Raw genomic sequence first — 26,973 nt, 5'->3', positions numbered from 1 at the left:
CACCTCCGCTCTTTTTACAGCAATACCAGCGCAAAAATCAGTCCGCCGCAGACGCCCAGCATCCGGTAAAGCTTTCCGTCCTTCTGATACGTTTTTTGTGATTCTTCCAGTTCCTGCCGTGTTAGTTCTTCATATAAAGTACAGTGGGCCAGCTGCCCCTGCATATCCGTTGCGCCGAACCCTTCGCCAAAGTTTCGCAGCAGTACCCTTTCCTGCGGTGTCAATGAGGAATCGGACGATGCCTTCTGCCACGCCTGTGTAAAAGGTTCTCCTGCTTCAATTGCTGTAAAATACGGTGCTAAAAAATCCAGCTTTCGGCCGTGGTGCTCAACAATGTCCTGCACCGGTGCCGCCGTACAGGATATTTCCGCCTTTGCCGCGGACAAAAACTGCAGAAAATCCTGTGCACGGTCCCGCCGCAGGCGCAGCTTACGCGATTGCAGGCAACCCGCCGCCGTTCCCGCGAAGACAAGGCAGAGCGCTCCCAGTATTCTGAGCAAGCACATCACCCGCCTTCACCAATTTGGCAACACGCCCCGGCCGGCCGCCGGACAGCAGTGCTACCTGTGCAAAGGCCCCGCTCTGCAGCAAAGCCCTTGCCTGCGGCCGGGCGGCCAGCTGTTCCAAACTGCCCGCATGTATACTGGCAATCACACTGGCGCCGGCATTTACGCTTTGCAGCAACGCTTCCGCTTCCTGCCCGCTGCCGAGTTCGTCGCAAATAAGGTACTCCGGTGAAAGGGACCGCAGTGCCAGCAGCATTCCCTCTGCTTTAGGAAAGCCGTCCAAAACGTCGCAACAGGGACCAAGGTTATTGCCGTACTCAGCACGGTTTGCTCCGCACAATTCACCGCGTTCGTCCACCACTGTCACCTTGTGAATTCGCCCGCATGCACCACTGGAAAGCTGACGCGCAATATCCCGCAGCAATGTCGTTTTGCCGCAGGCAGGCGGTCCCGCCAGCAGCAGCCCGCCGCTTAGGTTCCCTGCACGCTGCAACAGTGCTTGTGCACAGCCGTCTACCTGCCGTGCGACCCGCAGGTTAATGGAAGTGATATCCCGCATACCGGTAATGGTGCCGCCGGTCATCACCGCCGTGCCGGCAAGCCCCGCGCGGTGGCCGCCCCGCAGGGTTACGTATCCTTTTCGTATCTGTTCCTGATAACTGTAAACCGAAAAGCTGCACAAAGTCCGAAAGCTCTCGTACAAATCCGCCTTAGAGGCGCACAGGCCGTCCCGCGGCAACAGCGTGACACCGCCTTCCTTTAAGAACCATGTACTGCCGCCGTCCCACAGGCAGACCGGTTGCCCTACATGCAGACGTATCTCGGACACACGGCTGCGAATTTCCTCCGGCAGACGCAGCAGCAGTGCCCGTAAACGCGGGCAAAGTGCCCCTGCTGCCTGATTAAACTTCTGTGCATTTTCTAATTTTCCTGCCATTTTGGTTTGTCCCACCTTTCCTATGTCCCTACATCTTATGAGGGACAGGCACTGCTTAGAACTGCCGTCCAAAAGCAAAAAAACGGCAGATACCACAGAGAAACTCTCCGTGGCATCTGCCGTATCCATTATTATGTCTGAATGAAATTTTTATGCCGTATATTCATAATCGAACGAAGTACGCCCACAGATAACCTGATGCACCAGTTCCTTAATTTTCAGATGCTCCGGGTGTGTCTGATAAGCTTCCTGTGCCTTTTTATCTGTAAAATCTGCAACCAGGCACAAATCATATTCGCCACCGTTATAGTTGACACCGACGTCGATGGCGGTCAAACCATCCACTATACCCAACAGAGCCTTGAAACAGCTGCGCAGGCTAGCGGCAATCCCCGCAGCGTTGTCGCTCTGGGCTTTTTTCAGCTTCCACAAAACGATATGCTTTACCATAATGACGTTACCTCCTCTGTTCTAACAGTGATGAATTTATCTAAAATATATCAGCCAGGAACATACCGATATTGGGTTTATTATAACATAAAAATACGCTGGGATATAAAAAGTTGTTTCTTTAGATAAAAATTTGTCATATTACACAAACGGAACCGTGGTTTCCCTGCACGGGCTGTATAAAATACGGGTGTTTCTGTTTTCCTCTTTTTCTATGTTTTGAAAGTAAACAGAAAAAATTCCGCAGTCAAAAGCTGCGGAATCTGTTTTCTATTTTCTGCGGTCATTCTCTTTTTTGCCGGCAGCCCGGTGGCATTTCCCGCAGGCACTGCACTGGGAGCAGCTGCCACAGCAGCCGCGGTGCTTCCAACTGGAACGCGCCGCACATACTGCCAGCACCAATAGAATCAGCAGAACAATCCAGTCCTGTATCTGCATATCTTGTTTCCTTTCTGAGAAACACTCAAATCACACGGGAGCCAATCTGATAAATGGCGAAGGCCACCAGCCAGCCAATGCCAGTCTGGTACAGCACAACGGACAGTGCAGAAAGGCGGGAATGCATTTCGCGGCGGACCGCTGTGATAGCCGCCACACAGGGTGTATACAGCAGTGTAAAAGCAAGGAAAGAAACCGCCGCAAGCGGTGTGAACATCTGGGAAAGCATATGCGGCAGAGCAGCGCCCGTAGCACCGGTCAGAACAGCGAATGTGCTGATCACTGCTTCCTTGGCGGTGAACCCCGCCAGCAGGGCCGTGCTTGTACGCCAGTCGCCGAAACCAAGCGGCGCGAAAATCGGCGAGATAAAACGGCCAATGTCGGCCAACATACTGCTGCCGCTGGAAGAAACGGGATTTAGGTGCGTGTCAAAGGTCTGTAGGAACCAGATGATAATCGAAGCCATGAAAATCACGGTGAAGGCGCGCTGCAGAAAATCTTTTGCCTTTTCCCACACCAGCAGGCCCGTGTTGCGCGGAGTGGGCAGACGATAATTCGGCAGCTCCATAACAAAGGGAACTGGTTCCCCGTGAAAAACCGTATGCTTCATCAGCAGAGCACTGAGAATGCCCATGAGGATACCACCTACATACAGGCAAATCATGACCAACGAACGATATTTCGGGAAAAAGGCCATGGTGAACATGGTATAAATGGGCAGCTTGGCACTGCAGCTCATAAAAGGTGTTAGGAAAATGGTCATTTTGCGGTCCCGTTCACTGGAAAGTGTACGGGTGGACATAATTGCTGGAACTGAACAACCAAAGCCAATCAGCATAGGAACAAAGCTGCGGCCGGAAAGGCCGATTTTTCGCAGCAGGCTGTCCATGACAAACGCTACACGCGCCATATAGCCGCTGTCCTCCAACAGAGAAAGGAAGAAGAACAGCACCACAATGGTCGGCAGGAAGGAAAGCACACTGCCCACACCGGAAAAAACGCCGTTGACAACCAGTGACTCGACAACAGGGTTAATGCCGTAGGCTTTTAATGCGGTATCTGTCAGGTCAGTAAGTGCGCTGATTCCCATTGTCATCAAGTCGCTGAGCGCCGCGCCGATAACGCTGAAGGTCAGCCAAAAAATGAGGAGCATAATGCCGAGGAAAATGGGAATGGCCGCATATTTGTTGGTCAGGACCTCATCAATCCGCACACTGCGTCGGTGCTCCGCACTCTCCTTCGGCTTAATCACGGTATTGCCGCACAGCTTTTCAATAAAGGTATACCGCATATCGGCCACAGCCGCTTCCCGGTCGGTATTCATATCGTATTCCATTTCTTTTACGGTATGTCCCAGCAGCTCTATTTCATTCTGGTTGAGTTTCAAGACCTTCAGCATGGGTTCATCACCCTCTACCAGCTTGGTTGCCGCGAAACGGGGTGGAATGCCTGCACGCTGGGCATGGTCCTCTATCAAGTGTGCCACCGCGTGAATGCAGCGATGCATGGGGCCGCTGCAAAAATCCTGCCGCTGTGGTCGGCGCTTTTCCTCTGCCGTTTCCAGGGCAACTTCAATCAGTTCATCAATGCCCTCATTTTTGCTGGCGGCAATCGGAATGACCGGTACGCCCAGTTCTTTCTGCAGTTCCTGTATATGTATGGTTCCGCCGTTGTTGCGTACCTCGTCCATCATATTGAGGCACACAACCATGGGCAAATCCAATTCGATAAGCTGCATTGTCAAATACAGGTTCCGCTCGATATTGGTGGCATCCACGATATTGATAATTCCGTCCGGATGATTTTTAAAAATAAAGTCACGCGTTACGATTTCTTCACTGGTATAAGGTGACAGAGAATAGATACCCGGAAGGTCAACCACCACTGCACCCTTGTGCCCGCGGATAACGCCGTCCTTTCTTTCCACCGTAACACCGGGAAAATTGCCGACGTGCTGGTTGCTGCCGGTCAGCTGATTGAATAAGGTCGTCTTCCCGCAGTTTTGGTTACCTGCCAGTGCAAAAATCATTTCTCAGTCCCCTTTTCTGCTTCCAAAGTAATATTGCGGGCGTCTTCCAACCGCAGGGTCAGCTCATATCCGCGCAGTTCCAGCTGAATAGGGTCCCCCATTGGGGCAACTTTACGCATGGTCACACGGGTGTGCGGGGTAAGACCCATTTCCAGCATGTGGCGGCGCAGCGCACCCTGCCCGCCTACCTGGGCAATCACAGCTGAATGGCTGATGGGAAGCTTATCTAAAGTCATGGTTTCCTCCTTGTGTTAGCCTATGCTACCTATAGTTAGTCTATACTATCTTTCTACTCCCTGATTATATCGTAACGGGCAAAAAAAGTCAAGAAAGAAGACCGGATTCCACCGCAAAAAGTGGAACCCGGTCCTTTTATGCACCTATGAAATTTATTTGCCTGTATGTTCGGTTTTGGGCAGTTCTTTTCCGGAAAGCGTGCGGGCAACAACGACACCTGTCGCAGAGGCCTGCATTAAACCGCGGGTAATGCCCGCGCCGTCACCAATCGCGTACAGTCCCGGAATCTTGGTGGAAAATGTGTTGTCCACCGCCATTTTTGAGGAATAGAATTTAACCTCCACGCCGTACAGCAGTGTATTCTTGCTGTACAAACCGGGTGCAAGTGCATCAAACGCTTTCAGTGCTTCTACAATCGAAGTCAGATGCCGATGCGGCAGCACAAAGGAGAGGTCGCCGGGCACGGCTGTTTTTAAGGTCGGGACGGTTGTGGATTTTGCCAAACGGGAAGCACTGCTGCGGCGTCCCAAAAGCAGGTCGCCCAGACGCTGTACCATAATGCCGCCGCCTGTCAGCATATTGCCCAGCTTTGCAATGTAACGGCCGTACTCAATCGGCTGATGGAATGGTTCCGTAAACTTTGTGGAAACAAGCAGTGCAAAGTTGGTATTGTCGCTGTGACGTTCATCGTTTGCGTAGGAATGTCCGTTAACCACTGCCAGGCCGCCGTCCGGACCGTCATAGTGTTCCTCGCTGACAATACCGCCCGGATTCATGCAGAAAGTACGGACTTTATTTTCAAAAGTATCCGAATAATAAACCAATTTTGCCTCATATAAACTTTTGGTCAGGCAGTCCATGACGCCGTTTGGCACCTCTACCCGAACACCGATGTCCACCTCGTTGTTGGTCAGCTGCAAACCGGTTTCGTGCGCAATGCGGGTAAGCCACGCGGCGCCCCCGCGTCCCGGTGCCGCAACGACCGTTCCGGCCGCAACACGGCGGATAGTCCCGTCCGCAAGGGATAATTCCGCACCGGCCGCACGGCCATTTTCCACAAGAATCCGTTCCGCTGTCGTATGCGGTAAAAAAGTAAACTGTGGTTTTTCCGCAAGGTAATCGTACATGGCTTTCAGGACCTGATAGCTGTACTCAGTGCCCATGTGCCGTACCGGGCATCGGATAAGCTGAATATTCTGCCGGCGCGCTTCATAGGCAATTTTGTCCGCGGTGCGGTCACCAAGGCCGAACACTTTTTCCGGTGCGCCAAAGTGCAGGTAAATGCTGTCACAGTAATGAATGAGCGCCTGTGCCTGTTCCCGCGGCATATAGTCAACCAAGTTGCCGCCGACGTCTTCATTTAGGGACAGTTTGCCGTCCGAAAAAGCGCCTGCTCCCGCCCAGCCGTTCATAATGCTACAGGTTTTGCAGTGCATACAGCGTCCGCCGGTTCTTGCCGGACAGCGCCGGTCGTCGATTGCACTGCCGCTGTCGACCATCAGAACGGTTTTATCCGGCGCCAAACGGTCCAGCTCCAATGCCGTAAAGATACCGGCAGGGCCTGCACCAATAATGAGTACATCATATGTATTTTTCATTTCTTATCCTTTCGCTCTGTCAATGCTTTTACAGCATGTAATCCAGTTTGACACAAACTTTGTTATTATAATAGAGCGTTTTCATCTTGTCAAGCATTTTCTTTTATCTGCTTTCACACAGCAAAAAGGCGCACCTTTCTTTTGCTGTGTGCCATAGCATCTTTTCCATTTAAATAAGCCGATAGGCACAGTCTGTTCTGGAACAAGCCGCGCATTTCCCATCGCAGGCTTTTCCGCCCGTCTTCACCGGCTGCGGGGAAACGCCAACGATAGCCGTTACACTTTTTGTCGGCACCAATAAAAGGCTCCGCGTGCAGGAAAGGCCAATGCGTTTTTGTGCATCTAAAATCTGCAGCAGCCGGTCCTGACAGGAAAGGTCCAAATCCCCGTACCCGGGGCTGTACCGCGGACGCAGGAACAGAGATTCCTTTGCAAAATGCGACGCTAATTTTTCACAGCATTCATCACAAAAAGTTTCCGTCATAGCAGCGGCGGCAGCCTGCAGCACCGCTGCCGGTGTCACCGCTGAAGCCGCTGCACGCTGCATCAGACGGTCCGGTGCAGGCCCCAGTGTTGCCGCAAACAGGCACACCTGTGTACACCCCTGCAGATGTTCTGCCAGATTTTGGCTGACAAGGTTAAGCCTCGCCGCAAATGTGTGGTTTCCCCGCACAGTAACCGGATAAGAAGCCCATATCCAGTGTGGCGTGCATGTTTTTTGCAGCAATTCCAGCGCCCGCTCCACCTGCTGCCGAATGGTGGGGCCGGGGTCCGCTCTGCCGCAGCCGAGGTAGCGGTAGATTTCCCGCCGGTCAGTCTGCATGACTGGAAATGACATGGGACAGGTTGCTGAGAATCTTAGCCGCCACATCCGGCTTATTCATGGTGTAAATATGAATGTGTTCCACGCCGTTGGCAATCAAATCAATAATCTGTTCGGTCGCGTAGGCAATGCCGGCCTGTTTCATGGTGGCCGGGTCACTGCCGAAACGGTCAACCAAACTTAAAAAGCGGCGCGGCAGATAAGTGCCGGAAAGTTCCACGCAGCGGCGCATCTGCTTGGCGCTGGTCAGCGGCATAATGCCCGCAAGGATAGGCACATGAATTCCCACCGCAAGCGCACGGTAAAGAAAATTATAAAAAAGGTCATTGTCAAAAAACATCTGGCTGGTAAAGAAGTCACAGCCGGCATCGGCTTTTTCCTTCAGATACTGCAAATCTTCCGCCTTATTGGCGCTTTCCACATGGCCTTCCGGATAGCACGCACCGCCAATGCAGAAGTTTCCCATTTCCTTCAGGTCTGTAATCAGTTCACAGGCATGGCGGTATTGCCCGTCCCGCGGAAAGGAATCGTCCTTGGGCAAATCTCCCCGCAGTGCCAGAATGTTCTCAATGCCGTTTGCCGCAAAACGGCGTGCAACCGCAAGAACTTCCTGCTTTTCCGCGGAGACGCAGGTCAAATGTGCAAGGGCCGGCACCCCGCATTTTTCCACTTCCGCCGCAAGTTCAATGGAATTTGCACAGTTGGTGCCGCCTGCCCCGTAAGTCACACTGACAAAGGCGGGCTGCAGGGCCGCAATGGCGTGAACGACCTCCCGCGCATGCGGCAGTCCGGTGCCTTGTTTGGGCGGAAAAATCTCACAGCTGACAGTAACCTGCCCCGGTTTCAGTAAATTCTTAATTTTCATCTGCCGTCCCTCATTTTCCTCTCTTGTCTGCAGTAAAGCGTTGTGAACCTTAACTATGTCGTTTAGTATATCATACATTCTAAAAACGTGCTATTCTTTTTTACTGCAAAGCGCAGAAGTTTCCTCGCGCCAAACGTGACAAATCCTGTCTTTTCTATTATAATAGACAGGAATTCGCAAAACAGGGGGAACCAATATTGGATAAGGCAGCGATATGTGCGCTGGCACAGGCAGCACGCACGGACCTTGAAAAAAAAGCACATCTGTGCCTACAGGCACTGCGGGGACCACGCCTGCCGGGCGGTACCGGCCTGCGGCAGGACCAACTGCTGCATCTGGTATCCCGCCGCGGTGAAGATACCGTCTGCCGGAAGGCTGCCTGCCGCTATTTTATGGAGCTGGCGGGTATCCGCTATATGGAAGTAAACGGCTGTCTGCCGCAGCGTGTTCTTTCCCCCGCCGCCGGAAACGAACTTCCGCAGATACTGGAAAGCTGGCTTTCCACCCATGCGGATACACTGGACCGGGATGAGATATACACCCGGCTTTTCCGGCGGGAATGTGCCCGCCTGCATCAGCTGGTTCCCGATTTTTTCCCGAAGCCCGATTGTACAGACCTGCTCCTTTCCTTAAGCTATCGGCACGGCGCAGCGGCGCTTTTCCGGGACAGCCTTCCGGAAGACGCGTGGAAAGACCAAATTGAAATCATCGGCTGGCTGTATCAATATTATCACCTGCAGGAAAAGAATGCCGCTATTGATGTTTACCGTGGTGCCGTGAAAATGCGTGACGTACCAGCCGCAACGCAATTTTTCACGACCGACTGGGTTGTAAAATACATGGTGCAGAATACGCTTGGCCGTGTGTGGCTGGAGGGTCACCCGGACAGCCGTCTGCGCACAAAAATGCCCTATTTTTTGGATACGCCCCAGAAAGCCACACGCAGTCCTATGAATCCCGAGGACCTGCACCTGCTGGACCCCTGCATGGACAGCGGACATATTTTGGTTTATGCCTTTGACCTATTGTTAAATATATACGCGGAATGCGGCATCCCTGCACAAAAGGCTGCGCCGCTGATTCTGGAAAAGAATCTGTGGGGACTGGATATTGACGAACACAGCAGGCAGCTGGCCGCTTTTGCATTGATGATGCGGGCATATGCCTGTGACAAAGATATTTTCAATCAGCATCCTCTTCTGCATCTGTGTACCATTCACAGCAGCAAAAATGTACCCCGCCGGGCGGTGCACTTTGCCTCAAAGCACGACGAAGCACTGCAAGATGACCTGCAGCGCATTCTTTACGCGTATCACGGCGCGGAACAATACGGTTCGCTGATTTCCGCACCCCGGGTAGAACTGCCCGCTTTGAAAAAACGATTTCAAGAGATTCAACAGACACAGCAGACCGGAAACTTGTTTCAAATGGAAGGCCGCCGGCTGGCACTGGAAACACTGCTGCCGCTGGTAAAACAAACGGAAGTGCTTGCCGGACAGTATGACGCCGTGGTAACCAACCCCCCCTACCTAAGCCACATGGACCGCCCGCTGCGCCGCTTTGTTGACAAGCACTGGCCGCACTGCAACAATGACCTGTTCGCGGTATTCATGGTACGCTGTTTCGGCTTTTGCAAGCCCGGCAGCTACTGCGGTTTTATGACCCCATTTGTATGGATGTTTATTAAAAGCTATGTCAATCTGCGCCGCTTCCTAGTAAAGGAAAAATCCGTTTCGTCACTGGTGCAGCTGGCATATTCCGCTTTCGAGGAAGCAACTGTGCCGCTGTGTACCTTTGTCCTGCAAAATAAAAAAGAGGAAGACCCCGGACGTTATCTAAGGCTGACCGGCTTTTCCGGCGGCATGGATGAAATGGGCCGATATGTTCAGGAGGCAGCCGCACATCCCGGAAATAGCTGGGACTTTGAGGCACGCCTGTCCGACTTCCGCCAGATACCGGGCAGTCCCTTTGCTTACTGGGCCAGCGGCAGCATTGCTCGTGTCTTTCGGCAGGGCACTCCTCTTGGCCGCATGACGCCGGTCTGCAACGGACTCTTCACCTGCAGCAACCGGCGCTTCCTGCGAAAATGGTGGGAAGTGGACCGAACTGCGATTGACTTTTACTGTACCAGTGCGCAGGACTGCCGCAGCAGCGCCTGCCGCTGGTTCCCCTACAACAAAGGCGGCGCCTACCGAAAATGGTACGGCAATCAGGAATGGGTTGTGGATTTTTCCGACTTTGGTGCGGAAATTCAGCGCTACCGCACAGCAAGCGGCCAGAGTGCCGCCATGCCGGGACGGCAATACTATTTTCATGAGAGCCTAAGCTGGAGCTTTGTTAGTTCCAGCCGGTTCGGTGTCCGTGCCTATCCGCCCGGATTTGTCTTTGATATTGCCGGTTCTTCTTTGTTCCCGGAACCAAAGGACCGGCTGTACCGGCTGGGCTTCCTGGGCAGTTCCACCGCTTTTCAGCTTTTGCAGATTCTGAACCCAACCCTGAACTGCCAGGTCGGCGACATTTCCCGCCTGCCCGTTCTGGAAGCAGACGACCACACGGAAATTGACCATTTGGTACAGGAAAATATTGAACTTTCCAAAGCTGACTGGAACGACAGCGAATTAAGCTGGGACTTTACTATGCCGCCGCTGCTGACTGCTGAAGGTAATACACTGGCGGAAGCTCAGGCAAATCGTGAACAGGAAGCAAACATACGCTGGAACCGGCTGCGACAGAATGAGGAAACCATCAACCGGCACTTTGCTACCCTGTACGGAACCGGCGCACCTACCACCGTACCGGAACGGGATTTGTCCATTGCGCCCGTCAGCCGAGAACGGGACGCGGAAAGTTTGCTTTCCTACTTTGTCGGCGTTTACTTTGGCCGCTGGTTCTGCCGTTTCTGGCAGCCAAAAGAACGAAAACCGGTCCTGCTGCTGGAGGAAGCACCGCAGCTCTTTGCCGATTTTCTGGAAGCACGCTTTGGCACCGGCGCGGCGGACGAACTGGCACCTTTCCTTGGAAAAGGCAGCACTGCTTATGTATTCAAGCGGCGCTTTACCCGCACTTTCTTTCGCAGCCACTGCCAACAATACAAAAAGCGGCCTGTTTACTGGCAGACTTCATGCGGAAAACCTGCCCTGCTCTACTATTTCAGCGATTTGCAGCAGGCACTCACTTTTCTCGCCGAACTCGCCCCGGAAGAAGCGGCACTGCAGACACTTGCTGCAAAGCCGCCGCACTTTGACCGAAATGACGGCATTCCTGCCAACTTTGCAAAACTGCAATCTATACTGCGAAAAATATAAAAGAATCCAATAAGAGGAGGGGCCGCAAATGGTATCTGTACACAGTCAGCTGGGAAAAAGAATGCTCATCTGTGACGGCGCAATGGGCACAATGCTGCAGCAGGCCGGCCTGACAGCGGGCGAAACAACGGAACTGTGGAACTTTTCCCACCCGGAAGTTCTGACACAGATTCACACCGCATACGCACAGGCGGGCGCTGACATTCTAACCGCCAACACATTCGGTGCAAATGGGATAAAGCTGGAGGACAAAACATATTCTGTCCCAGAGATTATCGCACAAGGAATCCGCCTTGCAAAACAGGTGGCTACACCGCTTGGAAAATGGACCGCACTGGACATCGGCCCGACTGGACGGCTGCTGGAACCCATGGGGGACCTCTCTTTTTACGATGCCTACCATGCTTTCACCGAAGCGGCAAAGGCCGGTGAAAAAGCCGGTGCCGACCTGATTCTTATTGAAACCATGAGCGATACGCTGGAAATGAAAGCCGCCCTTCTTGCCTGCAAGGAAAGCACAAACCTGCCTGTCTTCGCGACCATGACCTTTGATGAAAAAGGTAAGCTGCTGACCGGCGGTGACATTCCCGCGGCTGTGGTCCTGCTGGAAAGCCTGCACGCGGATGCAATCGGCTTTAACTGCGGGCTGGGACCAAAACAGATGATTGACTTTCTGCCGACACTGAGGGAATACACGGACCTGCCGATTCTCATTCAGCCAAATGCCGGACTGCCGCAGGTGGAAAACGGAAAAACTGTATTCTGCGTTGGTCCGGAAGAATTTGCACAGGACGCAGAAAGCCTTTGGGAAGGCGGTGCCTGGGTCTTGGGCGGCTGCTGCGGCACAACACCGAAACACATTCGGGCACTGGTGCGGCAAATGCAAGAAAAAGCTCCCAAGCCTCTGCCCGTACACAACCGCACCATCGTTTCCTCTTACAGTCATACCGTCACGTTCGGCGGCAGGGCTCAGCTGATTGGGGAACGCATTAACCCAACCGGAAAAAAGCGCCTGCAAAAAGCGCTGCACGAAGAGGATATTGACTATATCCTGCGTGAGGGCATTGCCCAGCAGGACGCTGGTGCCGATATTCTCGATGTAAACGTCGGCCTGCCGGACATCGACGAACCCCGGCTGCTTACCAAAGCGGTCCAGTCCCTGCAGAGCGTGACGGACCTGCCGCTGCAGATAGACACCAGCGACCCGCTGGCTATGGAACAGGCCCTGCGCATTTACAACGGTAAACCGCTGCTGAACTCGGTAAACGGCAAGCAGGAAGTGATGGACGCTGTTTTCCCATTGGTTAAAAAATACGGCTGCACGGTCATTGCGCTGACACTGGACGAAGGCGGCATTCCCGATACCGCCGAAGGCCGGTTGGCAATCGCCAAAAAGATTGTGCGGGAAGCGGAAAAATACGGTATTCCGAAAAAGGACATCATTGTGGACACGCTGGCTATGACCATTTCCGCGGTGCAGGGTGCCGCCCAGGTCACGCTGAAAGCGCTGCGGATGGCACAGCAGATGGGCCTGCACACCAGTCTGGGTGTTTCCAACATTTCCTTTGGCCTGCCGCACCGTGAACGGGTAACCGCCGCCTTTTTCACCATGGCCATGCAGGCCGGTCTGTCCGCCGCCATTATTAACCCGAAAAGTGCGGCAGTTATGGACGCGTGGCGCAGTTTCAACGCCCTGATGTGCTATGATAAAAATTGTGTACAGTATATCGCATACTACAAAGACCTGCCGAAAGCCGGTACACCCAAACCGGCAGCTCCTGTTTCCGCTGCTTCCGGCAATGCATTGTCCGCTGCAGCCGGCGGCGCACCTTTGCAGTCATGCGCGGCAATCTCCCCCTCCCCTGCCCCGAAAAAATCCCCTGCCGCCCAGCCAAACCAAAAAAGTGAACTATACCGTGCGGTTGCAAAAGGGCTGCAGGACAGCGCCCGTATTGCTGCCGCGGAATCCCTGAAAACGACCGCTCCGCTGGACGTTATTCAAAACGAATTGATTCCGGCACTGGACGAAGTGGGCAGCGGCTATGAAAGCGGAAAACTGTTTTTGCCACAGCTTTTGATGAGTGCGGACGCCGCCACCGCCGCCTTTGACGTCATTCGTTCTTCTCTGCAGGCACAGGGAAAGGGTGACGCCAAAAAGGGAACTATCGTGCTTGCCACCGTTCTGGGTGACATTCATGACATTGGGAAAAACATCGTCAAGGTGCTGTTGGAAAACTACGGCTATGAAGTCATTGATTTGGGACGTGACGTGGACCCACAGGTAGTTGTAGATGCGGTGAAAAAGCACCATGCGCCGCTGTGCGGCCTTTCCGCCCTGATGACAACCACCGTTGTAAACATGGAAAAGACAATTACACGGCTGCAAAAAGAGTGCCCGTGGTGCAAAGTAATGGTCGGCGGTGCCGTGCTGACGCAGGAATACGCCGACAAAATTCACGCGGACAACTACAGCAAAGACGCCATGGGTGCGGTCCGCTACGCGGCAACTATTTTTGACTAACATATAAAAGAACACCTGCTTCTATTTCCAATCTGGAAACGAGAAGCAGGTGTTCTTTTGTTTGCTGTAAAGATTAAAGCGTGCCAAAAATACGGTCGCCCGCATCACCCAAGCCGGGCACAATGTATCCATTTTCGTTCAGGTGGTCATCGACCGCTGCACAGTACAACTGTACATCCGGGTGTGCCTCCGTAAAGGCTTTAATGCCTTCCGGCGCGGCAATGATGCACATAAACTTAATGCTCTTCGGATGGCTCTTTTTAATGATGGAAACAGCGTCCTTGCCGGAACCACCGGTTGCCAGCATGGGGTCCAGTACAATGACCTCCCGCTCCTCAATATCGTGCGGCAACTTGCTGTAATATTCGACCGGCTGCAGTGTTTTGGGGTCTCGATACAGGCCGATATGGCCAACCTTGGCGGCCGGCACCATGGACAGCACGCCTTCCACCATGCCGAGTCCCGCGCGCAGAATGGGCACGAAAGCCAGCTTGCGGCCGGCAATCACTTTCGTTGTTGCCGTAGCGACCGGTGTTTCCGTGGCTGTTTCTTCCAGCGGCAGGTCACGGGTTGCCTCGTAGCACTCCAGCATGGCAATTTCACTGACCAGCTGACGAAAATCCTTACTGCCGGTGTTTTTATCCCGCAGGTAGGTCAGTTTATGCTGAATCAGCGGGTGGTCCATAACAAATACATTTTCAGGGTACTGCATAAAAGATGATACTCCTCCCGATATGTTTACAGTTCTCCATTTTCAATTTTTGCAATTTCGTCGATACGGCGCTGGTGGCGGCCGCCTTCAAACGGCGTATCCAGATAAATGCGCACCAGCTCCAGTGCCTTTTCTGTTGTTAACACGCGGCCGCCAAGGCACAGGCAGTTGCAATTGTTGTGACGGCGTGTAAATTCAGTGCCATAAGGCTCTGTTACAACAGCCGCCCTTATTCCATGAACTTTATTTGCCGCAATCGACATGCCAATGCCTGTCCCACAGCAAAGGATTGCCCGGTCACAGGTACCGTCGGCAACACTGTGTGCAACCTTTGCCGCAAACAGCGGGTAGTCAACACTTTCCTCACTGTCTGTTCCAAAATCACGGTATTCGATTTTGCGGCTTTCCAAATATGCTTCAATTTCTTTTTTCAGCTGAAAACCGCCGTGGTCGCAACCGATTGCTAACATTTTCGATTCCTCCGTTTGATTGTTATTATCATTTTTAAAGCAAACCACATTTTCAATAGATGTTTTGTATGCAGCCTGCTTTATAAGCAAGACGGACCAAGGGAAACACATTCATGTCCGAAATGACAGCATCCACGGTCATGATTGTTTTTCTGCCGCGCGGCGCTTTTTTAAGGAACGCTGTGCCTGCGGTGGACGCAGGTAAATCGGCATCAGCTCACGGGCAGAAACCAGCTTTCCCTCTTTGGCCGCACGCGCGGCACATTCGGCTGCACCGCTGGCACGCTGAAAGCGAATCGGCTCCGGCGCAAGATGTACACCGGCCTGTGCAAAAGCTGCCGATTGTGCGCAAAGCTGTGCGCCGTCCCCTACCAGCACAACCGGCTGTGGATAAGAAGCACACTCTTTCGCAAGTGCTTCAATGGAAAGAGCACGGTCCGGTGTCAGACGCTTTATTTCTCCATTACGAATGGAAAAAACAGCATTGTATACCTGCGCGCAGCGGGCATCCATGACACAGCAGGCGGTGCAGTCCAATACACGCAGATTTTCCGCCATGGCCTCCAGTGAGGAAACACCCGCGCACGGTTTGTTTGCCGCAAACGCCATTCCTTTGATGCTGGCAACACCGATACGCACACCGGTAAAGGAGCCAGGTCCGGCCGTAACCGCAAACAGGTCAACCTGCTCAAGCGGTATTTTTGCGTATTCCAAAACACCACATATCATGGGCATCAGCGTCTGGCTGTGTGTCAGCTTTACATTCGTGTAGCATTCACCCAGTACTTTTCCATCCTGCCAAACGCAGGCGGAAGCCGCCCCTGCCGAGCAGTCTATTGCTAATATATTCATGCTATCGTCCTTACTTTAAAGAATCTACAACTGCAGCGGACAGACCAGTCATGGTAATGGTGCGGTCATCGTCACCGCTGCCGCGCGCAAAAGTAATGTGTATGGCTTCCGGCGGCAGAGCTTCCTCGATATTTTCACTCCACTCAATGACCATAACGCCGCCGTCCTCCAGATAATCAAAATATCCAGTGGAGGAAAGGTCATCCCAGCCCTCTACCCGATACATATCAAAGTGATAAAGCGGCAGACGGCCACCGTCATAGACATGCACCAGCGCAAAGGTTGGGCTGGAAACGCCCCCTGTACCCAATCCCGCCGCAATGCCGCGGGTGAAAGCCGTTTTTCCCATACCCATCGGCCCAAACAGTGCCAGTACTTCGCCGCCGGAAAAGGCCTTCGCCATTTTTTTGCCCAAAGTTTCCGTTTCAGCGGCCGAGTGTGTCTGCAGGACAGCTGTATGATTGTTTTCCATTTTCATATTAAAACAGCCCGATAATGCGGCCGTCGTCGGTTACGTCGATACGCTCTGCCGCAGGCGACTTCGGCAGGCCCGGCATCACCATGATATTGCCGGCATAAGCAACCACAAAACCTGCGCCGTTGGAAAGCTTCAGGTCACGGATATGCAGTGTAAAGTCATGCGGCCGGCCCAGCAGCGATGGGTCATCCGAAAGGCTGTACTGCGTTTTGGCTATGCAGACCGGCAGCTTGTCCCCGCCGAGTGTCTTAATTTCTTTCAGCGCTTTCTTTGCCTTTTTGGTATATACCACATCTTTGGCTCCGTAAATTTCCGAGGCAATACGGGAAATCTTATCTTCCAGCGGGCTGTCACCCTCATAGAGAAAATGGAAATGATTCGGCTGTTCGCATGCCTTGACTACTTTTTCGGCCACTGCTATGCCGCCTTCTCCGCCTTTGGCGAAAACTTCTGACAGCGCAAAATCAGCGCCGCGCTCATGACAGTATTTCCCGATATACTGCAGTTCTTCCTCCGGGTCATTGTTAAAGCGGTTGATAGCGACAACGACCGGCACGCCGTACTGATTCATATTGTCGATATGTGCGCCCAGATTGACAATGCCTTTCTTCAGCGCTTCCATATTTGGTGCCGCCGTGTCGGTCTTAGATACGCCGCCGTTATATTTTAGCGCACGGTCCGTTGCCACCAGCACGATTGCCGAAGGATGCAGTCCGGTTAAACGGCACTTAATATCCAAGAACTTTTCCGCACCAAGGTCACTGCCGAATCCGGCCTCCGTAATGCAGTAGTCGCCGAGCTTCAGCGCAATCTGTGTTGCACGCACACTGTTGCAGCCATGGGCAATATTGGCAAACGGTCCGCCGTGCATAATAGCTGGTGTATTCTCCAGCGTCTGTACTAGATTCGGGTTAATAGCGTCTTTCAGCAAAGCTGCCATGGCGCCCTGTGCGTGCAGGTCGCTGGCATAAATCGGTTTGCCCTCTACAGAATAAGCCACCAAGATACGGCCCAAACGCTCTTTAAGGTCATGCATATCCGAAGCAAGGCAGAAAATAGCCATCACTTCGCTGGCAACGGTAATGCAGAATCCATCCTCACGGACAAATCCGTTCGGCTTTCCGCCCAGCCCAACAACAACACTGCGCAGGGCGCGGTCGTTCATGTCCATGCAGCGGGTAATCAGGATGCGGCGAGTGTCAATATGCAGAGCATTTCCCTGATGAATGTGGTTGTCCAGCATGGCGCAGAGCAGATTGTTTGCCGCTGTAATGGCGTGCATATCACCGGTAAAGTGTAGGTTGATGTCCTCCATAGGGACAACCTGTGCATAGCCGCCGCCAGCCGCGCCGCCCTTAATGCCGAACACCGGACCAAGGCTCGGTTCACGCAGAGCGATGACCGCTTTCTTCCCGATTCTGCCCATTGCTTCGCCGAGACCGATGCTGGTAGTGGTTTTTCCCTCTCCGGCAGGAGTCGGGTTGATTGCTGTCACCAATACCAGCTTTCCATTTGGCCGGTCCTGCAGGCGGTCAAACAGCGACTGGTCCAGTTTGGCCTTATATCGGCCGTAAGGCTCCAGCTCTTCTTCCCGAATTCCAAGTTTTGAGGCAACTGCAGTGATTGGCTGCAGTTTTGCCTGCTGTGCAATTTCGATATCCGTCACGATGCGATTCCTCCTAGCACATTCTTGTTTTTAAGTATAACACAACTGCGGCCCTGGTGGAAGTACAGATTCTGTGCTTTTGCGACATTTTCCCGCTGGAACAGCCGAAAAACAAACTGCAGCGGCGGCTGCCGCAGGCTAGTGTACGGGTCTGTTTTGTGCTATAATAGCACAGGAAATCTGCCGCACACACTGCGGTGAAAGGACGTGTGTAATGAATCACTTTGGTGCCCGTGCGGCCGATTACTTTCGGCGCACTGACAAATTTCTGTGGGTAGTCATGCTTTTAATCTCCACCTACAACCTGCTTCTGCTGAAAACCGTCCCCCGAACCGACGGCGGCCGCAGCTGGCTTTCCGTGCAGCTTATGGCTATAATTGTGGGGTATATTGGTGCTGTGCTTCTTTCCCTTGTTGACTACCACACCATTGGAAACTATTGGTACATGGTAGGTGGCTTCTGCATTTTCTTGATTTTGCTGACTTTGGTAAAGGGTGTTACCATAGAGGGCACGGCTGGTGTTGCCGCCAAGGCGTGGCTGAAACTGCCGGGCGGCATGACGTTCCAGTCCAGTGAGCTTGTAAAAATCGGTTTCCTCATCACCTTCGGCAAGCATCTGGACGAGCTGCGGCGCCGGGAAGAACTGGACCAGCCGCTGCAGGTGTTGCTGTTGGCGGCCCACGCAATGATCCCCATTGTCTTGACGCACCTGCAGAAAGATGATGGTGCTGCCGTTATCTTTGCCTTTATGTTCCTATTTATGGCCTTTGCCGCCGGTGTACAGCTGCGTTATTTCGCCGCGCTGGCGGGCGTTCTGGCAGTTATGATTCCAATTGTGTGGAAATTTGGGCTGGAAGATTATCAAAAGACGCGGCTGCTAACTTTCCAGCACCCGGAAGCGGACCCGCAAGGGTACGGCTTTCAGCAGCTTGCCGGCAAGCTGAGCATTTCCAGCGGACAGCTGACCGGCCGCGGGCTTTTCGTTTCTCCACGTGTCAATTCCAGTTCCGTACCGCTGCAGTGGAGTGACTTTATTTTCTCCGTTGCTGGTGAAGAACTGGGCTTTGTCGGCTGCGTCGGCATTTTGGTCCTGCTGATTGCCTTAATGCTTGTATGCCTGCGCAACGCGCGCCGCGCAGAAGACCTGCTGGGCAGTAGCATTTGTGTCGGCTTTTTCGCCATAATCTTTTCGCAGACACTGTTTAACATTGGCATGTGTCTTAATCTGCTGCCGGTCATGGGCGTAACCCTGCCGTTCTTTAGTTCCGGCGGTTCCTCTGTCATGTGCCTGTATTTTGGCTTTGGCCTTGTGGAAAGCGTAGCGGTCCACCGCAAACGGAATAATATTGGGCAGCGGCTTTTTCTGGATTGACTGCTGTGCTTCTCGAGTGAAATTTTAATGTTTTGTCCCCGGTTTTTTACCGGGGACATTTTTTATTTACACTTAATAAATGTCAGCACTGTATTTTTGACCTTAAAGTTGAAACAATAATAAAAATCGCTTTAAAAATAAAGGTGTAGACAAAATCATGATACAAGCAATTTTGAAAAAAATCAGATACTGGCAGCTTATCAAAAATTCAAATAACACTGACGAAAAACCTGTGAAGAAGGAAAAAAAGAAGCTCAGTCTGTCATTAAGCACAAATATAAAATGGTTTAAGGAGCTTCTGGGAAAAAGCGATGATATTAAGGTTCGCGAATTTACATTTGGAAACAAACGTGTTGTAAATGCTGCTTTGATTTTCATTGACGGTCTGGTCAGCAATGAAATCATCACTGAAAGCATCATGAAACCTCTTCTGCTCTATGATGAATCATTACAGGAGACTCCCACAAACAATGCCCATGATTTGATGAATCAGATACAAAGGCGCGTTCTTTGTTCCGGCGATGTAACGGCAAATTCCTATGTGGAAGACTTAGTTACCAGCTGTCTGCGCGGCGATACAGTTCTGCTGCTAGATGGAACCTGTCAGGGTCTGGTCGTAAGCAGCAAAGGTTGGGATAAACGCAGTGTAACGGAACCGCAGACAGAATCTGTAGCAAGAGGTCCCAGAGAAGGCTTTACAGAAAATTTCAGAACTAATACTTCTCTTCTTCGCAGAAAAATTCGCAGTCCCGCGCTGCGAATGGACAGCTTTACAATAGGCGAAAAGACACACACGATGGTCTGCGTGGCTTATCTAAAAGGAGTTGCCGACGAAAAACTAATAGAAGAAATAAAGCGCAGACTGAACACACTGAAAGTAGATGCCATACTCGAATCTGGCTATATCGAGCAATATATCGAGGATGCACCATTCAGTCTATTCCCAACAATCGGAAAAAGCGAAAAGCCCGATGTAATTGCGGGAAAAATTTTAGAGGGACGTGCCGCAATCATTGTAGATGGTACACCATTTGTTCTAACCGCTCCCATGCTGTTTACAGAAAGTTTTCAAACCGCAGAGGATTATTACAGCCGAACTCTTTACGCCAGCGCCATCCGGCTGATGCGTTTCTTATCTTTTTTGATTGCTGTCTTTGCTCCGGCATTTTATGTGGCAGCGACCATATTCCACCAAGAAATGATTCCTACCAAACTTCTTTTTACCATTGCCGCTGCAAGAGAGGGCACACCTTTCCCTGCAGTAGTAGAAAGCCTTATTTTGCTGCTTGCATTTGAAGTACTCCGTGAAGCAGGACTTCGATTGCCTCGGCCTGTCGGACAAGCGGTAAGCATTGTTGGTGCACTGGTTATGGGAGATGCCTCAATTTCGGCTGGTTTGGTAGGGGCTCCGGTCGTTGTCACCGTTGCCATATCTGCAATGGCCGAATTCGTTACTCCGGAAAATCAGGACTCCATTACTTTGCTGCGGCTAATATTTCTTCTTTTGAGTGCAGCCTTAGGTGGCTACGGAATTATGCTCGGTACATTGGGAATGCTGATTGATTTGGCATCACTGGAATCTTTTGGTGTCCCCTATTTTGCCGGCATAGCACCGGCACACTCGCATGATATGGAAGATTTGTTCGTTCGGGCACCGCTCTGGTCAATGACTGAACGTCCACCAGAGTTTGCGCGTAAAGACCGGACGCGTCAAAAGGGATCCAAGCCACCTTTTTTTCATCATAAATCATAACGGCAGGAGATAAAATGAAACGAAAAAAATATATTGGCGTATTTCTTGCAGCTGTGCTAATTCTTTGCTCTTGTACCGGCTGCTGGGGCAGTAAAGAACTTACGGACATGGTTCAGATTATCGGCACCGGACTTGACAATGCAGAAAACGGACAAACCAAACTGACCGTTCAGGCTGGAAGCGCCAGCACTTCTAAGTCAGATAACAAAAAGAAAAGTGCCGAGTCACAGATAATTTTATATCAAAAAACTGGGAACGGAATTTTTGACATGGTTCGGGATATTACACACGAAAGCAATCGCAGACTGTTTATAGGACATAACCAGTGCATTGTTTTTGGAAAGGAAGATGCACAAAAAGGTGTTAAAAATCAGCTGGATTTTTTTCTGCGTGACTCCGAAGCTAGGATGGATGTCAACATTCTGGTTTCCGATTCTACCGCAGAAGAAATTTTAAGCACACAGACAGAAGACTATGATATGCCTGCAGTGGGCATTAAACAGCTTTTAGAAATGCAGCAGGCAAATGCTGAATCCGTCAGTACTGATTTGATGGACTTCTCCTTAGCTCTCGCCAGCGAAACCACCTGTCCTGTTGCATCCATGATTCATCTTTCCAAAAGCAATGGCAAACCAAGATTTGTTGTTTCCGGTACTGCCGTATTCAAAAAGGATAAATTGGTTGGCACATTGGATGAAGAAAAAACACGGGGATATTTGTGGGCAATGAATAAAATGAAAAACGGTGTTGTAAATATTCAATCCCATTCTCAGCCTGTCTGCCTTGAAATACTAGGCAGCCGGGCGGCTATAAAACCTGTGCTGCAGGCGAATCATCATTTAACCGTTCATTTTCCCATCAGTGTCAAACTTGGCATTCGCGAAATTAAAAATCAGGATGGCATCAGTTATGACGAGTTGTCCAAACAACTGGAACAGGATGTCAGTCACCTCATTCAGAAAAAGATTTCAGACTGTTTTCATGAAACGCAGCTGTACGGAACAGATATTTATGGAGTTGGAAAGTTGGTAGAGGAAAAATATCCGCAGGATTGGGACAATATCAAAGATAAATGGGACACTTTATACCGGAACAGCATTCCTGAAGTGAGCGTTGAGGTCAAGGTGAAAGATTCTGGTGAAATTTCTAAAACTTACGGCTAATCAGGGGCGGCTATGAAAAAGACGAAAATCAGCAGTTCACAACTATTTTATACCATAATATGCTATATACAATCATTTTCGATTGTTATGAATTTCTCATTCGGCATTTCCGGCAGAGATACTTGGTTTGCACTCCTTTTAGGAAGCGGAATTGCCTTCCTGTCTCTGCGAATAAATATAGCCATTATGCAACATTTTCCCGGTAAAACTTTGGTTGAGATCAATTCTATTCTTTATGGTCGCAAAGTTGGAAAAATCCTTTCGCTTTTTTATCTGCTTTATTTTCTGTTCCTGTCATCTGTTAATTTACACGATATAGGTGACTTTGTAGGCCTGAGCATTCTGCCTGAAACACCCACTGTTGTAATCCTTGTTTCCTTTATGATTGTTTGCGGCTGGGCAGTCATGAAAGGTTTAAGGGTTATTGTTCGGTACAGTGCCGCTTTCTCATGGATAACTTTTATTGCTTTCATTGTAACAACAATATTAGTCAGCAGCAAAGTGAACTGGCACAACTTACTTCCAGTTTTAACAACTGCGCCGAAAAGCATCCTGCAAAGTGCTTGGATTACTTCCTTTATTCCGCTTAGCAGTGCCGTTTTACAGATGGTTGCTCCCAATGTCTGCAAACCTAATGAGATTTCCAAAATACTGACCAAAGGGCTTTGGACTGGAAGCTTGTTTATGATTGCAGTAATTATCAGAGATACTGCTGTATGGGGAAATATGGCAAAGTCGTTTGTTGTTCCAGCTTATGAGACACTTCGCCTGTCCGGATTTTCAGAAGTTTTTCAGGGAATGGACGTTGTTTATGCGGTTATTCTGATAACCCTTGAATTTTTCAAAATCGCACTTCTTGAATCTGTTCTGCTGTCTGGTTTTTCCCAGCTAACAAATCAAAAATCTCATCCGAAGATAATGGCCGTGATTGTCAGCGTGCTGATGGCGCTGATTGCATCCCAGATTTTCCCATCCATTCCACGGCATATTGTTTTTGCACAGAAAACCGAACCATTTATTCTGTCAATATTTGAATTTTTTCTGCCTTGCATATCCCTTTTGCGCATAAAATGGACCTGCCGAAGCAGGTCCTGATGGAATCAGGCGGCGCCCTGCTTAGAAAATAGCATAAAAAATCTGCCGGGCCAAAGGCTCGGCAGATAAGCTTTCTGATGGGTTTTAATTAAAACTGCAGCTTATCCTGCGGTATGCATAGGAATGCGCAGGGATACTTCTGCTGCACCTCTTCAAGCGCCTTCTGTGCCGTCGGTTTTGTACAGAACAAACCGAAAACGGCAGAGCCGGAACCCGTCATACAGGCACCCAGCGCACCGGCCCGCAACAGCCGCGCACGAATATCCGCTGTTTCCGGCAATGGAATCAGTGTCTGAAAGGCATTGCACAAAGATTGCCCCACTGCTGCCAGGCTGCCGCGGCGCAGAGCCGCTTCCACTCTTGGTGTTCCACGCTGCGGGGGCAGGCCATCTTCATCGGCACGGCGGTATGCCATAGCTGTGCTGATACCGGCAGCAGGTTTACAGACCACAAACCAGCAGGGCGGCAGGGCCGGCAGCTCCGTCAGCTGTTCCCCAATGCCTTCCACACGTGCCGTACCTCCCTGTACACAAAACGGTACGTCTGCACCAATGGACTCTGCCGCACGGCACAGCCGCGGCGCCGGAATCGCACAACCATACAGACGGCACAAACCGCGCAGCGCCGCCGCTGCATCTGCACTGCCGCCGCCAAGCCCCGCCTGACTGGGAATCCGTTTTTGAACTGCAATGCACACATCTTGGTCCTGTATGCCGCTTAGCTGAAAAAACACCTCCGCCGCACGAAAGACCAGGTTGTCTTTTCCTTCCGGCACATTAGGGGCACCGGGTACGGCGGACAAAGCGGAATCCGGTTTGCAAAGGACCTGCAGTCCCTCTCCGCCGCGGGAAAAAGAAAGCGTGTCATGCAGGGAAATACTGACATTGACCATGGAAAGAAGATGATACCCGTCCACGCGCCGGCCGGTAATATCCAGCGAAAGATTCAGCTTGGCAAAAGCCGGTTCCTGCAGCATGAAGCATCCTCCTTACAATGTATTCGCGTGATGGCTCTGCATAAAATGCCTGATGCGGGACAGGGCCTCTGTAATATGTTTAATACTATAGGAATAGGACACACGAACAAAGCCCTCGCCACAGTCCCCAAACGCATTGCCCGGCACAACGGCCACATGTTCTTCATGAATCAATTTTTCACAAAAATCCTCACTGGAAAGGCCGGACGAACGAATACATGGAAATACATAAAAAGCCCCTTCCGGCTCGAAGCAGGACAGACCCAGCTTGTTGAACCCATCTACAATCAAACGGCGGCGCATATCGTACTGTTCCCGCATATAAACGCAGTCATTGTCCCCGTTGCGCATAGCTTCGACCGCCGCCAGCTGGCTCATGGTCGGCGCGCTCATAATAGCATACTGGTGCAGCTTTGTCATCTGCTGAATAATAGGTGCCGGCCCGAGTGCATAGCCCAGGCGCCATCCGGTCATTGCAAATGCCTTGGAAAAGCCGTTGACAACAATTGTGCGCTCACGCATATCCGGAATATCTGAAAAAGTGACGTGGCGGGTATCCCCGTATGTCAGCTCACTGTAAATTTCATCGGACATGACAAGAATATCCGTCCCGCGCAGCACGTCGGCAAGGGCATTCAGGTTTTCCCGGCGCATAACAGCACCGGTCGGATTGTTGGGGTAAGGCAGAATCAGCAGTTTAGTGCGGGGCGTAATGGCTGCCTTCAATTCCTTAGGTGTCAGACGAAAACCGTTTTCCGCTTTCGTTTCCAGAATAACCGGCACACCGCCTGCCATTTCCGTTAAAGGCTGATAGCAGACAAAACTGGGCTGCGGAATCAACACCTCGTCTCCGGGCTGAATCAGTGCACGAATACAGTTGTCGATTGCTTCGCTTCCCCCAACAGTGACCAAGCATTCGGTTTTTGGTTCATAGGCAATATGGTAGTGCCGCTGAAACCACCGGCAGATTTCCTCCCGCAGTTCCATAAAACCGCGGTTTGGACTGTAGAATGTTTTACCGTCCTCCAAAGAGCGAATGCCCGTCTGCCGAATATGCCACGGCGTAACAAAATCCGGCTCGCCGATAGAAAGGGATATGACGTCTTCCATCTCGCTCGCAATATCAAAGAATTTACGGATGCCGGAAGGCTTCAGTGCCTGAATATTTGAGTTCAGGCGTTCTGTGTAGTCAATCACAGAACAGGTCCCTCCTCTCGTCCTTTTCCTCGGCGGCATTCATGACAATACCGTCCGCCTTATAGCGTGTCAGGACGAAGTGCGTGGTAGTAGAAAGGACACTGTCCAGCGTGGAAAGCCGGCGCATGACAAACATGGCAATCTCCTGCATACTGCCGCCGTGCATAATGACACCGAGGTCATAGCCGCCGGAAACAAGGTAAACACTGTCCACTTCCGGCAGGCTCATAATTTTGCCGGCAATTTCATCAAAACCACGCTCCCGTTTGGGAGAAACCCGCAGTTCTATAATGGCAATGGCGTTGTTCCCATCCACCTTTTCCCAGTTGATAACAGCTTTGTAGCCGCGGATAACGCCGCTCTTTTCGTACTGGGTGATGGCGTTGCTCACTTCTTCTTCGGTTTTGTCCAGCATAACCGCCAGCTGGTGGGTTGTCAGGCGAGCATTCTCATTCAGCAAAGTCAGCAGTCTATCCATTGATTTCATTCACTCCTCAGGTTGTTTTTCTATTCCAGTCTGAAACAGAAAAATGCAGTTTCTCTTTTATTTGCTCCATTATAGCACACCGGTTCCTCATAAGCAGCTGCATTTTTTGCTTTTCGCCGCTTTTTTATTCAGGAAATCGGGTACATCTCCGCCTGCCGACCTGTATAAAGGGCAAAATGTGTAAATCCTAGATTTTCCAGCATACGCAGGCCATCTTCAATGCCGCTGGCCACGTCGGCCCAGCGATGGGCGTCGCTGCCCAGTGTTACCCGCTTACCGCCAAGCTCTTGGTAGCGCTTCAGAATCGGGCTGTCCGGCAGGGTGCGCCCAATACGCTGGCGCAGGCCGCTGGTGTTGACCTCCAAACTTTTTCCGCGGACAATCAGTTCCCGCAGCACGGCATCGATTTCCTCCCGAAAGGGTGCATAATCGATGTGCATGGCATTATGCTCGCCGCCGGTATAGCGCCATGGATAAGTCATATGTGCCAGTGAATCGAACTGTCCCCACTTCACTGTTTCCAGCATTTCCGCAAAATAACGGTGCAGAAGGGCATAAATGTCACAGGTGGAATAATCCAAATCATAAAAATCCGGCTGTCCCGTGACGTTGTGAATGCTGGCCAAAATGAAATCATAATTGCACTGGCTCAACACATGCTGTGCAGCCTTTACGTCCTGCAGCGGCTGCCCCAGCTCTATGCCCGCACGTACATGCAATCTGCCGCGGAAGGCAGCCTGTGCCCGGCGCGCCTCGAAATAAGACTGCAGCGCTACTCGGTCGTATTCTTTGGTCCAGTACTCATTACACTCGCAGTGGTCTGCTATTGTCAAAGAAAAGAGGCCCTGCCGTGCAGCACTGTCGCACAGCATCATAGCCGAGTCGTGGCCGTCAAAGCTGCAGTCCGTATGGCAGTGGGAATCCGATGTATAGCGATACCGCATAAACCAAATGCTCCTCTCTGGTATAACATAAACGCAGAACGGCCTCCGCCCCATAACAGAAACCTTTCTGTACAAAAACAACTCTTTTTATTGTAGCAT

24 protein-coding genes are annotated in these 26,973 nt (G+C 51.4%); 6 read left to right on the top strand and 18 right to left on the bottom strand.

All coding sequences use genetic code 11. The features are described from left to right. Positions 1-14: 14 nt before the first annotated feature. The 9 genes from ACIHKT_RS03085 to ACIHKT_RS03045 form a co-directional block, all read right to left on the bottom strand. Entirely contained in the window at positions 15-500 is a 486-nt protein-coding gene (locus ACIHKT_RS03085) for a stage III sporulation protein AB (protein ID WP_157658910.1), read from the bottom strand. Continuing rightward, positions 430-1,443, bottom strand: a complete 1,014-nt coding sequence (locus tag ACIHKT_RS03080; RefSeq protein ID WP_086035489.1) for a hypothetical protein — start codon at positions 1,441-1,443, stop codon at positions 430-432. Before ACIHKT_RS03080 ends, ACIHKT_RS03085 begins: the two co-directional genes overlap by 71 nt. A gap of 150 nt (positions 1,444-1,593) precedes the next feature. After that, positions 1,594-1,893 carry a Dabb family protein gene (locus ACIHKT_RS03075; RefSeq protein ID WP_404352730.1) on the bottom strand — a complete coding sequence of 100 codons (300 nt, stop codon included), beginning with the start codon at positions 1,891-1,893 and terminating at the stop codon, positions 1,594-1,596. 270 nt (positions 1,894-2,163) lie between these two features. Next, on the bottom strand, positions 2,164-2,331 hold the full coding sequence (locus ACIHKT_RS03070; RefSeq protein ID WP_086035487.1) for a FeoB-associated Cys-rich membrane protein: 168 nt from the start codon (positions 2,329-2,331) through the stop codon (positions 2,164-2,166). Positions 2,332-2,356: 25 nt separating this feature from the next. Then, positions 2,357-4,360, bottom strand: coding sequence for a ferrous iron transport protein B (feoB, locus tag ACIHKT_RS03065; RefSeq protein ID WP_086035486.1), 2,004 nt, complete (start codon positions 4,358-4,360; stop codon positions 2,357-2,359). Continuing rightward, positions 4,357-4,596 carry a FeoA family protein gene (locus ACIHKT_RS03060; RefSeq protein WP_086035485.1) on the bottom strand — a complete coding sequence of 80 codons (240 nt, stop codon included), beginning with the start codon at positions 4,594-4,596 and terminating at the stop codon, positions 4,357-4,359. Before ACIHKT_RS03060 ends, feoB begins: the two co-directional genes overlap by 4 nt. A gap of 153 nt (positions 4,597-4,749) precedes the next feature. Beyond that, entirely contained in the window at positions 4,750-6,195 is a 1,446-nt protein-coding gene (locus ACIHKT_RS03055; protein WP_086035484.1) for an NAD(P)/FAD-dependent oxidoreductase, read from the bottom strand. 169 nt (positions 6,196-6,364) lie between these two features. After that, positions 6,365-7,033 carry a vitamin B12 dependent-methionine synthase activation domain-containing protein gene (locus ACIHKT_RS03050; protein ID WP_086035483.1) on the bottom strand — a complete coding sequence of 223 codons (669 nt, stop codon included), beginning with the start codon at positions 7,031-7,033 and terminating at the stop codon, positions 6,365-6,367. Then, the gene (locus ACIHKT_RS03045) at positions 7,008-7,883 is read right to left on the bottom strand and encodes a methylenetetrahydrofolate reductase (protein ID WP_174193315.1); all 876 of its coding nucleotides are present in this window, start codon (positions 7,881-7,883) and stop codon (positions 7,008-7,010) included. The genes ACIHKT_RS03050 and ACIHKT_RS03045 overlap by 26 nt, the downstream gene beginning before the upstream one ends. Positions 7,884-7,975: 92 nt before the next feature. Between ACIHKT_RS03045 and pglX the strand changes: the two genes are divergently transcribed. After that, on the top strand, positions 7,976-11,188 hold the full coding sequence (gene pglX / locus ACIHKT_RS03040; RefSeq protein ID WP_404352882.1) for a BREX-1 system adenine-specific DNA-methyltransferase PglX: 3,213 nt from the start codon (positions 7,976-7,978) through the stop codon (positions 11,186-11,188). Positions 11,189-11,216: 28 nt separating this feature from the next. After that, positions 11,217-13,709, top strand: a complete 2,493-nt coding sequence (locus tag ACIHKT_RS03035) for a homocysteine S-methyltransferase family protein (RefSeq protein ID WP_174403147.1) — start codon at positions 11,217-11,219, stop codon at positions 13,707-13,709. A 73-nt stretch (positions 13,710-13,782) separates the two neighbouring features. Here the strand turns inward: ACIHKT_RS03035 and upp are convergent, their stop codons facing one another. The 5 genes from upp to ACIHKT_RS03010 all read right to left on the bottom strand — a co-directional run bounded on the left by upp (position 13,783) and on the right by ACIHKT_RS03010 (position 17,890). After that, complete coding sequence (gene upp, locus ACIHKT_RS03030; protein WP_086035423.1) at positions 13,783-14,421, bottom strand: uracil phosphoribosyltransferase; 639 nt, start codon at positions 14,419-14,421, stop codon at positions 13,783-13,785. Between the two features lie 26 nt (positions 14,422-14,447). After that, the gene (rpiB, locus tag ACIHKT_RS03025; protein ID WP_086035422.1) at positions 14,448-14,891 is read right to left on the bottom strand and encodes a ribose 5-phosphate isomerase B; all 444 of its coding nucleotides are present in this window, start codon (positions 14,889-14,891) and stop codon (positions 14,448-14,450) included. Between the two features lie 138 nt (positions 14,892-15,029). Continuing rightward, entirely contained in the window at positions 15,030-15,743 is a 714-nt protein-coding gene (tsaB, locus tag ACIHKT_RS03020) for a tRNA (adenosine(37)-N6)-threonylcarbamoyltransferase complex dimerization subunit type 1 TsaB (protein WP_086035421.1), read from the bottom strand. A gap of 10 nt (positions 15,744-15,753) precedes the next feature. Next, the gene (gene tsaE, locus ACIHKT_RS03015) at positions 15,754-16,221 is read right to left on the bottom strand and encodes a tRNA (adenosine(37)-N6)-threonylcarbamoyltransferase complex ATPase subunit type 1 TsaE (RefSeq protein ID WP_236849661.1); all 468 of its coding nucleotides are present in this window, start codon (positions 16,219-16,221) and stop codon (positions 15,754-15,756) included. Position 16,222: 1 nt separating this feature from the next. Then, positions 16,223-17,890 (bottom strand): formate--tetrahydrofolate ligase, encoded by a 1,668-nt coding sequence (locus ACIHKT_RS03010; RefSeq protein ID WP_086035420.1) that lies wholly within the window; start codon positions 17,888-17,890, stop codon positions 16,223-16,225. Positions 17,891-18,101: 211 nt separating this feature from the next. Here ACIHKT_RS03010 and ACIHKT_RS03005 point away from each other — a divergent pair, with 211 nt between their 5' ends. The 4 genes from ACIHKT_RS03005 (at position 18,102) to ACIHKT_RS02990 (ending at position 23,270) form a co-directional block, all read left to right on the top strand. Next, the gene (locus tag ACIHKT_RS03005) at positions 18,102-19,259 is read left to right on the top strand and encodes an FtsW/RodA/SpoVE family cell cycle protein (protein WP_174193322.1); all 1,158 of its coding nucleotides are present in this window, start codon (positions 18,102-18,104) and stop codon (positions 19,257-19,259) included. Between the two features lie 157 nt (positions 19,260-19,416). Further along, positions 19,417-21,012 carry a spore germination protein gene (locus ACIHKT_RS03000; RefSeq protein WP_174403146.1) on the top strand — a complete coding sequence of 532 codons (1,596 nt, stop codon included), beginning with the start codon at positions 19,417-19,419 and terminating at the stop codon, positions 21,010-21,012. Between the two features lie 14 nt (positions 21,013-21,026). Then, on the top strand, positions 21,027-22,175 hold the full coding sequence (locus tag ACIHKT_RS02995) for a Ger(x)C family spore germination protein (RefSeq protein ID WP_174403145.1): 1,149 nt from the start codon (positions 21,027-21,029) through the stop codon (positions 22,173-22,175). Between the two features lie 12 nt (positions 22,176-22,187). Further along, on the top strand, positions 22,188-23,270 hold the full coding sequence (locus ACIHKT_RS02990; RefSeq protein ID WP_086035416.1) for an endospore germination permease: 1,083 nt from the start codon (positions 22,188-22,190) through the stop codon (positions 23,268-23,270). Between the two features lie 88 nt (positions 23,271-23,358). Here ACIHKT_RS02990 and ispE read toward each other — a convergent pair whose 3' ends face one another. From ispE to ACIHKT_RS02970, 4 genes are all read right to left on the bottom strand, one after another. Then, on the bottom strand, positions 23,359-24,246 hold the full coding sequence (gene ispE / locus ACIHKT_RS02985; protein ID WP_086035415.1) for a 4-(cytidine 5'-diphospho)-2-C-methyl-D-erythritol kinase: 888 nt from the start codon (positions 24,244-24,246) through the stop codon (positions 23,359-23,361). A 12-nt stretch (positions 24,247-24,258) separates the two neighbouring features. Beyond that, on the bottom strand, positions 24,259-25,482 hold the full coding sequence (locus ACIHKT_RS02980) for a pyridoxal phosphate-dependent aminotransferase (protein ID WP_086035414.1): 1,224 nt from the start codon (positions 25,480-25,482) through the stop codon (positions 24,259-24,261). Continuing rightward, positions 25,436-25,921, bottom strand: a complete 486-nt coding sequence (locus tag ACIHKT_RS02975; protein WP_086035413.1) for an Lrp/AsnC family transcriptional regulator — start codon at positions 25,919-25,921, stop codon at positions 25,436-25,438. The genes ACIHKT_RS02980 and ACIHKT_RS02975 overlap by 47 nt, the downstream gene beginning before the upstream one ends. A 137-nt stretch (positions 25,922-26,058) precedes the next feature. Continuing rightward, positions 26,059-26,874 carry a histidinol-phosphatase HisJ family protein gene (locus ACIHKT_RS02970; RefSeq protein ID WP_086035412.1) on the bottom strand — a complete coding sequence of 272 codons (816 nt, stop codon included), beginning with the start codon at positions 26,872-26,874 and terminating at the stop codon, positions 26,059-26,061. Positions 26,875-26,973: the final 99 nt, after the last annotated feature.

The organism is Caproicibacterium sp. XB2 (assembly GCF_044880635.1).
Taxonomy (GTDB): Bacteria; Bacillota; Clostridia; order Oscillospirales; family Acutalibacteraceae; genus Caproicibacterium; species Caproicibacterium lactatifermentans.
The sequence above is the reverse complement of the archived record's forward strand: the minus strand, read 5'-3'. Positions and strand labels throughout refer to the sequence as shown.